At 38.8% G+C, this 13,876-nt stretch carries 11 protein-coding genes; 5 read left to right on the top strand and 6 right to left on the bottom strand.

Going from position 1 to position 13,876, the window contains the following annotated elements:
• The first annotated feature begins 64 nt into the window (after positions 1 to 64).
• The 5 genes from rpmH to tsaE all read left to right on the top strand — a co-directional run bounded on the left by rpmH (position 65) and on the right by tsaE (position 4,471).
• A complete protein-coding gene (rpmH, locus tag AAGD37_RS02240) occupies positions 65 to 199 on the top strand; it encodes a 50S ribosomal protein L34 (RefSeq protein WP_341759958.1) in 135 nt (44 codons plus the stop codon).
• Positions 174 to 680, top strand: coding sequence for a ribonuclease P protein component (gene rnpA, locus AAGD37_RS02235; protein ID WP_341759957.1), 507 nt, complete (start codon positions 174 to 176; stop codon positions 678 to 680). The genes rpmH and rnpA overlap by 26 nt, the downstream gene beginning before the upstream one ends.
• A gap of 34 nt (positions 681 to 714) precedes the next feature.
• Positions 715 to 2,487, top strand: a complete 1,773-nt coding sequence (yidC, locus tag AAGD37_RS02230) for a membrane protein insertase YidC (protein ID WP_341759956.1) — start codon at positions 715 to 717, stop codon at positions 2,485 to 2,487.
• A 32-nt stretch (positions 2,488 to 2,519) separates the two neighbouring features.
• Positions 2,520 to 3,917 carry an adenosylhomocysteinase gene (ahcY, locus tag AAGD37_RS02225; RefSeq protein WP_341759955.1) on the top strand — a complete coding sequence of 466 codons (1,398 nt, stop codon included), beginning with the start codon at positions 2,520 to 2,522 and terminating at the stop codon, positions 3,915 to 3,917.
• Between the two features lie 80 nt (positions 3,918 to 3,997).
• Positions 3,998 to 4,471: a tRNA (adenosine(37)-N6)-threonylcarbamoyltransferase complex ATPase subunit type 1 TsaE gene (gene tsaE, locus AAGD37_RS02220; RefSeq protein ID WP_341759954.1), complete on the top strand. Its 474-nt coding sequence runs from the start codon at positions 3,998 to 4,000 to the stop codon at positions 4,469 to 4,471.
• Positions 4,472 to 4,508: 37 nt separating this feature from the next.
• On the opposite strand, the gene AAGD37_RS02215 is transcribed toward tsaE, so the two are convergent.
• From AAGD37_RS02215 to sucC, 6 genes are all read right to left on the bottom strand, one after another.
• Positions 4,509 to 5,552: a Fe(3+) ABC transporter substrate-binding protein gene (locus AAGD37_RS02215; protein WP_341760653.1), complete on the bottom strand. Its 1,044-nt coding sequence runs from the start codon at positions 5,550 to 5,552 to the stop codon at positions 4,509 to 4,511.
• A 286-nt stretch (positions 5,553 to 5,838) separates the two neighbouring features.
• Positions 5,839 to 7,248: a dihydrolipoyl dehydrogenase gene (gene lpdA / locus AAGD37_RS02210; protein WP_341759953.1), complete on the bottom strand. Its 1,410-nt coding sequence runs from the start codon at positions 7,246 to 7,248 to the stop codon at positions 5,839 to 5,841.
• 44 nt (positions 7,249 to 7,292) lie between these two features.
• Positions 7,293 to 8,501, bottom strand: a complete 1,209-nt coding sequence (odhB, locus tag AAGD37_RS02205) for a 2-oxoglutarate dehydrogenase complex dihydrolipoyllysine-residue succinyltransferase (protein WP_341759952.1) — start codon at positions 8,499 to 8,501, stop codon at positions 7,293 to 7,295.
• A 39-nt stretch (positions 8,502 to 8,540) separates the two neighbouring features.
• On the bottom strand, positions 8,541 to 11,474 hold the full coding sequence (locus tag AAGD37_RS02200; RefSeq protein ID WP_341759951.1) for a 2-oxoglutarate dehydrogenase E1 component: 2,934 nt from the start codon (positions 11,472 to 11,474) through the stop codon (positions 8,541 to 8,543).
• Positions 11,475 to 11,522: 48 nt separating this feature from the next.
• Positions 11,523 to 12,425, bottom strand: coding sequence for a succinate--CoA ligase subunit alpha (sucD, locus tag AAGD37_RS02195; RefSeq protein ID WP_341759950.1), 903 nt, complete (start codon positions 12,423 to 12,425; stop codon positions 11,523 to 11,525).
• A 234-nt stretch (positions 12,426 to 12,659) separates the two neighbouring features.
• Entirely contained in the window at positions 12,660 to 13,865 is a 1,206-nt protein-coding gene (gene sucC / locus AAGD37_RS02190) for an ADP-forming succinate--CoA ligase subunit beta (protein ID WP_341759949.1), read from the bottom strand.
• Positions 13,866 to 13,876 lie beyond the last annotated feature (11 nt).

The following is a 13,876-nucleotide window of genomic DNA, read 5'->3' as shown; positions in this document are numbered from 1 at the left end:
AACTCATTGCCTTTTTAGCTTATTTTGTTAACCTCTCGTTTTTTGGCAAAAACGGATTATAACTATGAAACGTACCTATCAACCCAGTAATTTGGTTCGCAAAAGGCGTCACGGATTTCGTTCTCGTATGTCAAAAGCACCAGGGCGCCGGGTAATCGGACGTCGCCGCAACCATGGACGTAAAAGACTCAGCGCCTGATAGTGATATTCAAGTCAAGGCTTTTCGCTTTAAGCTGATGAGTTTGAAGAAGCGGAAAGACTTTTTAGAAATACGAAATGGAGTGCGCTCACATAATCGTGCTTTTGTTTTACAAATGGTTCAACGATCAAGGTGTATATCTAAGAGTAAGGGACTTGCGATTATAAGAGAGGATCCTCATGTTTTTAGAATCGGTTACACGATTACTAAAAAGATTGGTAATTCTGTTGACCGAAATCGTATCCGTCGTCGCTTGCGTGAAGCAATGGTTTGTTTTTTTTCACATAAAGGAAATTGCTCTGAATTTTCTGGTTTCGATTGTGTTTTGATTGCGAAGCGTGAAGCAATGACCATGTCTTTCTTGGTTTTGAATAAAGAAATTGATCGTGCATTGCACTTCTGTGTTAAGAAGGCCGTTTCACATTCTTCATTTCCTAAGCGAGGTAAACCAGATTCAGCTAATAAAGTAATAAAGCGTTAAATGCTTATAATTCGTCTGAACATGGAACCTTTTGATGGATAGTCAACGTAATTTTCTTATTGCTGCAATGTTATCGTTAGCCATTATTTTTTTGTGGCAAGAATTTATCATAAATTTTCGTCAGGATCACGATACAAAAATCGAAAAGAGTGAGACGATTGATAAGGATGAGCTTAATACAATTGAAAAATATGATGATTTACTGTCTAAAAACAGCGCTGCTCTCACTATATCGACATCTTCTAAGAATCAGAATGAGACTCTGGAAACAAGACGAGTTGTTTTTAAATCTGAGAAGTTAGAAGGTACGATCAACCTGAGAGGGGCCCGTATTGATGATCTACACCTTAGCGATTATCGTGAGACTATTGATTCTGATAGTCCTACCATTCGCTTGTTAAAGCCATTTTCAGATAGAGAGGCTTACTTTGCAGAATTTGGCTGGTCTTCGGAAACAGTTTATGGGGCGTTGCCCGGACCTTCAACAAACTGGACTCAGATTTCAAAAGGTCATCTTACTCCGGAAAACCCGCTTATTTTAGAATATGCTAATGAAAAATCACTCACATTTCGTCGTATGATTGAACTCGATAATAGATATATGTTTTCTGTTACAGATACAGTTTTAAATGATGGTCCATCACCAGCTTCTTTGAAATCCTATGGCCGTATCGCTCGATATGGTGAACCTAAGGTTTCAGGAATCTATGTTTTGCATGAAGGAATGATTGGTCTAATTGGAGATCAAAATCTTGATGAAATTGATTATGAGGATATCCAAGATGATAGGAGGATTACTAAAGACTCAGCTAATGCGGGTTGGCTCGGTATTACCGATAAGTACTGGGCAGCTGTACTTGTGCCTGGTCAAGCTTTTGTCGGTCGTTACAATTATTATAAAAACAATCGTCCTTTCTATCAAACGGATTTTATTTCTGATTGGATTATGGTACCTAGTGGAGGGGCTTTAACAATTTCTAATAAATTATTTGCCGGGGCGAAAAAAGTCGATATCATCGATCGCTATGAAGTCAACGAAAATATAGACGGTCTCTCATACCTAATTGACTGGGGCTCTTTCTATTTTTTGACTAAACCTCTCTTTTACATTATTGACTACTTCTTTAAACTCTTTGGTAATTTTGGTGTAGCTATTCTGATAGTCACTGTGCTTTTGAAAATTTTGTTTTTTCCTCTAGCCAATAAATCTTATGTCTCAATGGCAAATATGAAAAAAATGCAGCCGGAAATGACTTCAATTCGCAAACGATTTTCAGGTGATATGGTATCGCTGCAAAAAGCAATGATGGAACTCTATAAAAAAGAAAAAATAAATCCAGCAGCGGGTTGTTGGCCTGTCCTCATTCAGATTCCTGTTTTCTTTGCGCTCTACAAGGTCATTTACATCACCTTGGAAATGCGTCATGCTCCTTTCTTTGGATGGATACGAGATTTATCCGCTCCTGATCCCACTTCTCTCTTCAACCTTTTCGGATTATTACACTATGATTTACCTCTCTTCTTGATGATTGGTGTATGGCCATTATTGATGGGAATGACCCTTTTTATTCAAATGCAAATGAACCCAATGCCACCAGATAGAACCCAGCAAATGATTTTTAAATGGATGCCGGTTGTTTTCACATTTATGTTGGCAACTTTTCCTTCGGGTCTTGTCATCTATTGGGCTTGGAATAATTTTCTTTCAATAATCCAGCAAGGCACGATTATGAAACGTCAGGGTACGAAGATTGAGTTATGGGATAATCTTAAGGGACTTATGAGAAAAAAAACAGATTCTTACTGATATGATTAAAAGACTGAGAAAGATGTTATTCAATGAACCATTATGATTATATTGTCAAAGATATTAACCTTGCGGATTTTGGTCGTAAGGAAATTCAGATTGCTGAAAACGAAATGCCGGGTCTTATAGCCTTGCGTAAAGAATTTAGCGTAGAAAAACCTCTTAAGGGGGCCCGTATTGCTGGTTCGTTACACATGACTATTCAGACAGCTGTTTTAATTGAAACGTTGGTACATCTAGGTGCAGACGTAAGATGGTCTTCATGTAATATTTTTTCAACACAGGATCATGCTGCTGCGGCAATAGCTGCTGCTGGTATACCTGTATTTGCTATTAAGGGTGAAACATTAAGAGAATATTGGGATTATGCCGATAGGATTTTTGATTTTAGCGACGATGGTGCTAACATGATCCTTGATGATGGTGGTGATGTAACCCTTTATATCTTGATTGGTTCTCGTGTAGAAGAAGGTCAGACTCATCTGATTCAGCGACCAAAATCTGAAGAAGAGGAAGCTTTTTTTGCTCAGATCGAAAAGCGTTTATCTGAAAGACCAGGATGGTTTGTTAGTCAGCGTGATCGAATTAAGGGTGTTTCGGAAGAAACCACAACTGGTGTGCGTCGTCTTTATCATCTTGAAAAAAACGGTCATTTGCCATTTCCCGCTATTAATGTGAACGATTCTGTCACTAAATCAAAATTTGATAACAAATATGGCTGCAAAGAATCTCTGGTTGACGGAATTCGTCGTGCAACTGATACTATGCTTGCTGGCAAAGTCGCTATAGTTTGTGGTTACGGAGATGTTGGTAAGGGATCAGCAGCCTCACTATGTGGTGCAGGGATGCGGGTAAAAGTTACTGAAATTGATCCAATTTGTGCTTTACAAGCATCAATGGATGGATTTGAAGTTACATCACTAGAAGAATCAATATCTTCTGTGGACATCGTCATTACTGCAACTGGAAACAAGGATGTCGTGCGCATTGAGCATATGCGAGAATTGAAAGACATGGCAATTGTTGGCAACATTGGTCATTTTGATAATGAAATTCAAGTATCGGCACTAAAAAATTATAAGTGGACTAATATTAAAGAACAAGTTGATATGATTGATCTTCCCAATGGTAGGCGGATCATTCTTCTATCAGAAGGGCGATTGCTTAATTTAGGTAATGCTAATGGCCATCCTTCCTTTGTTATGTCAACCTCTTTTACAAATCAGGTTCTAGCCCAGATCGAACTTTGGTTAAAAGGTGATAAGTATAAAAACAAAATCTACATGTTGCCCAAGGAGTTAGATGAAAAAGTTGCTTCCTTGCATCTTGATAAGATTGGTGCCAGATTAACAAGACTTTCTAATGAACAAGCAGACTACCTTGGTATAGGAATACAAGGTCCTTTTAAACCAAACCACTATCGCTATTAAAGATGTCAAAGTCTGAGCATCCTCTTCTTGTTTTATTGCTATTCTAAATACTCAATTTTCTATTTGACAATTTTTTAGATATGAACCAATTTTGTCTTACAGTTAGATGTTTCAGCGAATACGAAACAATAGAACTGGCAAAAAAAGTTTCCTTCTTACTCAAATCCGGTGATATAGTTGCTCTGGATGGCGAGATAGGATCAGGAAAAACCTTCTTCACACGTTCTATTATTCAACACTCCATACACAAAGCCCAAGAAGTCTCTGTCCCTAGTCCGACATTTACAATGATTCAATCATATTCTGGTCTAGTCCCTTTTGGAAACCTAATCCATGCGGATCTCTATCGTTTATCTAATCCTAAAGAATTAGAAGAACTGGGACTCCTAGAAGGGGATTATAAAGGAGTTGTGATGATTGAATGGTCCAAAAACGGTATTGGGTACCTTCCTCATTTTAACTTGATCATTTCTATTGAATATGGAGAAAAAGAGCGAGAAAGGATTTTTCATATCGAAGGCTCCAAGAGCAGGATAGAAAAAATAAGCTTCTAAAAAAAGAAAGAAACAAATAAAAAAAACTTTCATTACATCATAATAATGGTCCATTATCAAAACCGATTTTGTCGACTAATTCAGAAGCTGTTTTTCTGTTCTTTGCAATATCAGAAAGAGACAGAGAATCAGCTTTTAGTATTCCCCAAGATGATGTTCGTTCATCAGCAGCAATATCCGGATTAACTGGATACTCATAGTTTGCAGAACCATAAACATGCTGTGCTTTAGCGCTAGAAAGAAACTCCATCAGTTTCTTAGCATTTTCTATATGAGGTGCATATTTTGCCATCACCATACCTGAAAGATTAACATGAGTGCCACGATCTTTGGCATTAGGGAACAATAATTTTACAGAAGATGCCCATTTTTTCTGTTCAGGTTCTTTTGTGTTAGTTTGCATTTTTCCCATGTAATAGGTATTACCAAGAGCAATATCACATTCACCAGAATAGATCGCTTTTACTTGTGAACGGTCATTACCAGTAGGCTTGCGCGCTAAGTTATTTTTAACACCCTTCAACCACTTTGTAGTTTTTGTCTCACCGAAATGAGCAACCATAGATGCAATCAAGCCTATTGAATAGACATGTTGGCCGGACCGAGTGCAAATTCGCCCTTTCCATTTAGGATCAGCCAGTTCTTCATAGGTTATGCTATCTTGTTGTACTCTTTCTTTTGATGCATAGATGATACGGGCACGGGTAGTTACCCCGAACCAGTGGTTATCCGGATCACGATACTGAGGAGGGATATTAGCTACGATGATATCGCTGTAGACGGGTTGTGTAATACCTTGTGTCTTAGCTGCTTCTAAGCGCCCAATATCAACAGTCAAAAGAACATCGGCAGGAGAATTCTCGCCTTCAGAGTTAATACGCTGACCTAATCCTTTTTTAGCGAAGAGAATCCTTGTATTAACGCCAGTCTGAACTGTGAAAGCATCTAACAGGGGCTTTAAGAGAGCTGGTTGACGGTAAGAATAAATATTGACAAAATTATCAGCAAATGATGCAATAGGATTGAGTGTTGATAGAGTTAAAGTGAGTATTTTGAGAGAGGTTTTGATAAGAAAGTTCATAATCGTTCCGCAAGCATCTGTTTTCAAAAACCAGGATTCTTTTCTGGAGCATGAGTTTTGATTATTAAAAAGGAGTTTTAGAGTCAAGTTCTATCGAAGTTTAATCATTCGTATCATCATGATGAAGTCAATCAAATTTTTCTAGTAATTTCTAGTTCATCTTCTTCATTGTGTGTTTCTTTTATCTTATCTCGATCTCTGATTCTCTTTACTTAATTCTGCAGCTTCAGAAATCGATATTAAGCGAATAAGGACTTGTCTATTCCTTCTTCCCTTTCTTGATTTTCTATATATGAAGAGGTTTAGAAAAAGTAGCTAGGGCTGCTTCCTTAATAACTTCTGAAACAGTTGGATGAGCATGGCAAATTCGTGCTAAATCTTCTGAACTGCCACTAAATGCCATCAATACAGCTATTTCATGAATGATGTCACCAGCACAAAGGCCAATGATATGTGCACCTAAAACTTTATCCGTTCTGGTAGATGCTAGGATTTTTACAAATCCATCGGTTTGGTTCATAGAACGGGCTCGTCCATTGGCTGAAAACGGAAAATGTCCAACAACATAATCAATCCCGTCTATTTTTAATTGTTCTTCTGTTGCACCCACTGACGCCACTTCAGGCATTGTGTAAATCACGCTTGGAATGATGCTATAGTTAACATGACCGACCTGTCCAGCTATTATCTCGGCTACAGCAACACCCTCATCCTCCGCCTTATGCGCAAGCATAGGACCGGAAGTGACATCACCTATTGCATATATACCCTCGACGCTAGTACGCCAATATGAATCTGTTTTCACCATGCTGCCTTCAGTTTCAATACCTGTTTCTGCAAGTCCAAGCCCATCAGTAAAGGGACGGCGCCCGGTAGCAACTAACACAACATCAGCTTCTTTCGTTTGTGAAAGACCACCTTCTATTGGCTCAAAGGTAACTAGGCCTTTATCTCCCTTCTTTGAAACAGCTGTTACTTTCGAACCCATATGAAAGAAAAAGCCCTGCTTTTTTAAAATATTTTGAAACTGTTTCGACATACCATAATCTGAACGCCCTAAGATCTTGTCCATATATTCAATGATCGTCACTTCTGCACCTAGTCGACCCCATACAGAGCCGAGTTCAAGACCAATAGCACCACCACCTACAACAATCATTTTTCTTGGTATTTTAGTCAGAGCAATAGCATGCTCTGATGAAACAATGACAGTGTCATCAAAAGTTATATCAACTCCGGGTATACCGGAAACTTCAGAACCTGTTGCAATAACAATATTAGTAGCCTTGATTCTCTCAGAGGAACCGTCTCTTCTAGTAACACTTACATTCCCTTTACCTGTAATTTTACCCCATCCAATAAATGAAATGATCTTATTTTTATTTAAAAGGAATTCAATCCCTTCTACATTGGATTTGACTATTTCATCCTTATACTTCATCATCTCTTTAAGATTAATTTTTGGTTTATCTACTTGTATACCTAGATTTTTAAATTGAAAATTAGCTTCAAGAAACCGTTCAGAGCTATAAAGCAAAGTCTTGGAAGGAATACATCCTAGATTTAAACAGGTCCCACCAAACGTATGCATCTTTTCTACAAGAGCTGTTCTTAAGCCTAACTGAGATGATTTTATGGCACATACATAACCACCTGGGCCAGAACCAATAACAACAACATCGAAACAATCAGACATGATAGTTTTCCTTATTCATTTCTAGAGCCAATATTTCTATGAACTCATAAATCCAACACTAACCGTTGTGGATCTTCTAAAATTTCTTTAACTCGGATGAGGAAAGTAACAGCTTCTTTTCCATCCACGATACGGTGATCATAGGATAACGCTACATACATCATCATTGCTACTGTGATCTGACCACTACGAACGACAGGGCGTTCCTCTATTTTGTGCATGCCTAAAATACCAGACTGCGGTGCATTCAAAATAGGTGTAGACATCAAAGAACCATAGATACCACCATTTGAAATGGTGAATGTTCCACCTTGCATATCAGACATCATCAGTTTTCCAGATCGAGCTTTTTTTCCAAGATGGTCAACTTCATGCTCAATCTTGGCAATTGACATCTGATCAGCGTTTTGGATAACTGGAACAACTAAGCCTTTTTCTGTGCTAACGGCAATTGCAATATTGACATATTGTTTGAAAATAACATCTGTACCTTCTATATGAGCATTAATTATTGGAATTTCCTTCAAAATATGACAAACTGCTTTGGTAAAGAAGCCCATGAAACCAAGTTTCACACCATGTTTTTTCTCAAAAATGTCCTTGTAAGAGTGACGTAAAGCTATCACTTGCCCCATATCAACTTCGTTGAAAGTCGTAAGCGTAGCTGCTACGTTCTGTGAATCCTTCAAGCGACGGGCAATCGTCTGGCGTAGTGGAGTCATCGGTATACGATTTTCATCGATCTGCTTTTGAGAGTCAGTTAAAGAAATCGATTCTGGAGATTCTGGAACACTCAAAGCTTCTGGAACACTCTTTTCTTCTTCTATTTTAGAAATGATATCCCCTTTAAGAATCTGACCACGCTTACCTGTACCGGAAATGGATGTGGTATCAACGTTATTTTCTATACTCCATTTTAATGCTGCTGGTGATATTGGTTGATCCCTTGCTTCAGAAGCCGACGTTCTTAAATCCTGAACATCAGAAACTATGTTTCTGTTTCCTTTTCTAGGTTCTTCTTCGACTAGAAAGCCTAATAACCTATTGATACCTACTGTTTCACATTCTTTTACCAGAATGGATTCCAATACGCCGTTAACAGGAGCTGGAATATCTATTGCTACCTTATCTGTCTCTAGTTGAACCAACGACTCATCAGCGACTACTAAATCTCCAACATTTTTTAACCATTTAACAATTGTTGCTTCCGTAACAGATTCTCCTAATGTCGGCACGCGAATTTCAGTACTCATGTTTTCATCCTTGTGTGACTATTGAAAAAAATGATTGAATTAAAACCTAAATGCTTCTTCTAATAAAGCTTTTAACTGTATAAGGTGTTTTGACATTTGACCAGTTGCTGTCGAGGCTGTTGCCAAACGACCAACATAACGCGCACGTTTGTTCTGAGTCTCTATATGAGTGAGAACCCATTCCAGATAAGGTTCAATGAAAGACCAGCTCCCCATATTTTTAGGTTCTTCTTGACACCAAACAATCTCTGCCCTTTTAAATCGTGATAATTCAGCAATTAAAGCTTTAGCAGGAAAAGGATAAAGTTGCTCAATGCGCAAAAGATAAATATTGTTGATGTTCCTTCTTAATCTTTCTTCATAGAGATCATAATAAACTTTACCAGTACACAAAACAACACGTCGAATATTATTGTCTTTTTCTAACTTGATCGGTTGATGTTTTAGATTTTCGGCATCGTCCCAGAGCAAGCGATGAAAGGTTGAACCTGTTGAAAATTCTTCAAGAGATGAGACTACACGTTTATGACGTAACAGTGATTTTGGTGTCATTATCACTAGTGGTTTACGAAAATTCCGCTTTAACTGACGGCGTAGGACATGAAAGTAATTGGCTGGCGTCGTGCAATTAACAATTTGCATATTGTCTTCTGCACAGGCCTGTAAAAATCGCTCCAGGCGAGCAGATGAATGCTCTGGTCCTTGTCCTTCATAACCGTGGGGCAGCAACATGACCAAACCACACATACGCAGCCATTTACGTTCTCCTGAAGAAATAAACTGATCAATAATCACTTGAGCGCCATTGACAAAGTCACCAAACTGCGCTTCCCAGACTGTTAATCCATCAGGATTCGCTAACGCATAACCATATTCATAACCAAGAACAGCTTCTTCTGAGAGCATCGAATTGATAACTTCATAATCGGCAGCCCCCTTTCCAAGGTTAGCAAGTGGTATATAGCGATCTTCAGTTTCCTGATCATAGAGGACAGAATGCCTTTGTGAAAAGGTTCCTCTTTCACAATCTTGTCCGGAAAGGCGGACCCTTCTCCCTTCAGTCTGTAGGGAAGCAAAAGCCAGTGCCTCACTAGTTGCCCAATCGAGACCTTCACCTGTCTCAATCATTTTTGCCCGTTTTTGTATGAATCGTTTGATTGTTCTATGAACAGAAAAGGATTCCGGTATCTTAGTAATTTTTTTTCCTAAAATCTTCAGTTGTTCTAAAGGAAAACTGGTTTCTCCACGTCTTGGATCTTCACCAGAATTAGCAACTGTTAAACCTGACCATGCCCCGTCCAGCCAATCTGCCTTGTCAGGTTTATAACTATCAGAGATCCTAAATTCATCATTAAGAAGATTATGAAATGATGATATTGATTCGTCTAAACTGCTATCTGACAAAAGCCCTTCTTCTTTCAAACGCCGGGAGTAAAGCGATAAGGTAGATGGTTGTTGTTTTATCTTCTTATACATGATTGGCTGAGTGAATGCAGGCTCATCACCTTCATTATGACCAAAGCGTCGATAGCAGAACATGTCGATAACTACAGACTTACTGAATTTCTGACGAAATTCAATCGCAATTTTTGCTGCATAGACAACGGCTTCTGGATCATCTCCATTGACATGAAAAATAGGAGCCTCAATCATCTTAGCAACATCAGAAGGATAAGGCGAAGAACGAGACAATCGTGGATTCGTTGTAAATCCAATCTGATTATTAATAATCATATGGATTGATCCACCGACCCGATGGCCTTTAAGGCCAGATAACCCAAAACATTCTGCTACAACACCTTGTCCAGAAAAAGCGGCATCTCCATGTAATAATAAAGGGAGAACAGTCTTGCGCTGCCGAATCCCATCTTTATCTGATTTCTCAAGGTACTCTTGCTTTGCCCTCGTTTTACCCATAACGACAGGATTTACAATCTCAAGATGAGAAGGATTTGCTGTCAAAGAAAGATGAACTTTATTCCCATCAAATTCGCGATCAGAAGAAGCTCCAAGATGATATTTGACATCTCCTGATCCTTCCACTTCATCAGGCTTAAAAGAGCCTCCTTTAAATTCATGAAAAATTGCACAGTAAGGCTTCCCCATCACATTAGCAAGCACGTTCAGTCGTCCTCTATGGGCCATACCCAGAATAATTTCTTGCAAGCCAAGTTGTCCACCACGCTTAATAATCTGTTCGAGAGCAGGAATCAGAGATTCTCCTCCATCAAGACCAAAGCGTTTGGTTCCCTTATATTTGAGATCGATGAATTTCTCAAACCCTTCCGCTTCAACAAGTTTCTTAAGAATTGCTAATTTACCATTCTTGGTAAATTCAATAGATTTATCTGGTCCCTCAATACGCTCCTGAATCCAAGCTTTTTCAGTCGGATTCGAAATATGCATGAACTCAACACCCAGTGTTGAGCAATAGGTTCGTTTCAAAATTTTTAGCATCTGGGAAATTGTAGCAAATTTCATACCAAGCACATGATCAAGAAAAATTTCTCGATTGTAGTCCGACTCCGTAAATCCATAAAAATAAGGATGCAATTCATTATAGGCTTCACCTTTTCCTGCAATTCCAAGCGGATCTAGATTCGCATGCAAGTGTCCTCGCATACGGTAGGCACGTACCATCATGATTGCACGAATTGAATCTCTGGTGGCCTGTTGAATAGATGTCTCTCCAAGAGCATGAACGTTAGTTTTTAACTTTCCAACTCCCTTATGACTCCTGCAAGTGTCTAGAGATGACAAGTGACCCAAAGAAAGGGACTCATATGAACTCTTGCAAGAACCAACATTATCACGAGTTAAATTATAAAGTTTGTCAAAGAATTCACGCCATTGGGGATCTACTAAAGTAGCATCCTCTTTATATTGAGCATATAATTTCTCTAAATAAACGGCATTATCACCATACAAAAAAGATGTAGTAGAAAAAAGTTTACTTTGTTCTTCATGTGCCATATTGTCTCCTGGAACCATTTCCAGTTTTCCCTCATCCGCATCAGGATCCTATTTTTTCAATATTTCTAGCAATGTTTCTCCTATGGTTGCTGGTGAAAAGGATACATGAATTCCAGCATTCTGCATGGCTTCAATCTTCTCTTCAGCACCTCCATCACCACCGGAAATTACCGCACCAGCATGCCCCATAGTTCGATTTGAAGGAGCGGTTCTCCCAGCAATGAAACACAAAGTAGGCTTTGATCGACCTTTTTTTGATTCATCCGCTAAATATCGTGCAGCATCTTCTTCTGAAGAACCGCCGATTTCCCCAATCATGATAATTGAACGAGTTTCTGGGTCAGAAAGAAAGAGATCGAGTATATCAATAAAGTCAGTACCCTTAACCGGATCACCGCCGATACCAACCGCTGTTGTTTGTCCAAGTCCAACATTAGTTGTCTGTAAAACCGCTTCATAGGTTAATGTTCCAGAACGGGAGACTACACCAACAGAACCTTTTTTGAAAATACTACCAGGCATGATTCCAATCATACATTCGTCAGCACTGAGTAATCCCGGACAATTCGGACCAATGAGACGCGAAGAGGACTTATCAAGCTTAGCTTTAATACTGATCATATCCAAAACCGGAATCCCTTCAGTAATGCAGGTAATGAGTTCAATGCCTGCATCAATCGATTCTTCAATTGCAGCCGCCGCCTTGGAAGGTGGTACATAAATTACCGAAGCAGTGGCACCCGTTACTTCTTTGGCTCTCAAAACTGAGGTAAAGATAGGTAATTCTTGTCCTCCCGAACCAATCCATGCTTCACCATCCTTTTGAGGATGGGTGCCTGCTACCATCTGCGTACCGTGATAAGACATTGCCAGTTCCGTATGAAAGCGTCCACTTTGGCCCGTCAGGCCTTGTACAATAATTTTAGTTGTATGATCTATAAGTATGGACATCGGATTGTTGGCTCCTTTAAGTCCTCGTTATTTCAGTAAAATTTATTATAATCAGAAGTTAATTCTAATACGTTGATGAAGAGAAAAACGATGATGAGCTGTGTTTAATTTTACAGCGTTCAATAGATAATATTAGTCAAGAAATTAATCAGATGTCATCAAGTCTGCACAGAAGCTCTCCTAAAATCAGAAAATAAAGAAGTCGATGACATGATAACATAACGTGAATAATATTCACCCCTTAACAGCTTTAACAATTTTCTGAGCAGAGTCATCAAGTCCATCAGCTACGATCAAGAACTCTAGATTACTAGTTTTTAAAATAGCCTTTCCTTTCTCTACGTTTGTGCCTTCCAGACGCACCACTAGCGGTACGGTCAAACTTATCTCTTTTACTGCAGTTACAACACCTTTAGCGATGACATCGCAGCGCATAATACCACCAAAAATATTAACAAGAATCCCTTTAACGTTGAGGTCGGACATAATTATTTTAAGAGCAATGGCAACTTTTTCTTGGCTTGCTCCTCCTCCAACATCTAGGAAATTTGCAGGCTCTGCACCATAAAGCTTGATGAGATCCATTGTAGCCATCGCTAAACCAGCCCCATTCACCATGCATCCAATGTTTCCATCAAGTGATATATAAGCAAGATCATATTTTGAGGCTTCTATTTCTTTTGGATCTTCTTCCGTTATATCTCGTAATTTTTCAAATTCAGGATGGCGGAAGGCTGCATTATTATCAAAAGAAATCTTGCTATCTAGTACAAGAAATGAACCATCTTTCAAAAGTACTAAAGGATTAATTTCTAGCAGACTCATATCATTTTTCATAAAAACCTCATAGAGCATACGGAAAAAAATCTCCCCGTTATGTTTTGAGGTCTCTGATAACTGAAAAGATGATATTAATTTAGCAACCTTGATATCGCTTAAGCCATCATTTATACTAATATCTGTAGTATGTATTTGATGAGGTTTTTCTTTTGAAACGGACTCAATATCGATTCCTCCTTCGCTTGATGTAATAAAACAGACCTTACCACTTTTTCTGTTCACTAGAAGTGAACAGTAAAGTTCACGAACAATGCTTACACCATTTTCAATGTAAAGACGATTAACTCGCTTACCCTGTGGTCCAGTTTGTTTTGTCACAAGCGTATTACCAAGCATTTCCTGCGCATTAACTTTAGCTTCATCAGAAGAAACAGAAATACGAATCCCCCCCTTTTTACCGTCATCTAATTCTTTTAATTCTTTAAATCGGCCTTTTCCGCGCCCACCAGCATGAATTTGGGCTTTCACTACCCAAACTGGACCAGGCAGTGAATCAACAGCTTCATCAATATCGTTCTTTGAAAAAACTACTGCACCCTTAGGAACTGGCACTCCGAAACGCTTTAAAAGAGATTTGGCTTGATATTCATGAATGTCCATAGAATCAATCT

The organism is Candidatus Endowatersipora endosymbiont of Watersipora subatra (assembly GCF_964026585.1).
Classification (GTDB): domain Bacteria; phylum Pseudomonadota; class Alphaproteobacteria; order Rhizobiales; family Rhizobiaceae; genus Pseudahrensia.
The sequence above is the reverse complement of the archived record's forward strand: the minus strand, read 5'-3'. Positions and strand labels throughout refer to the sequence as shown.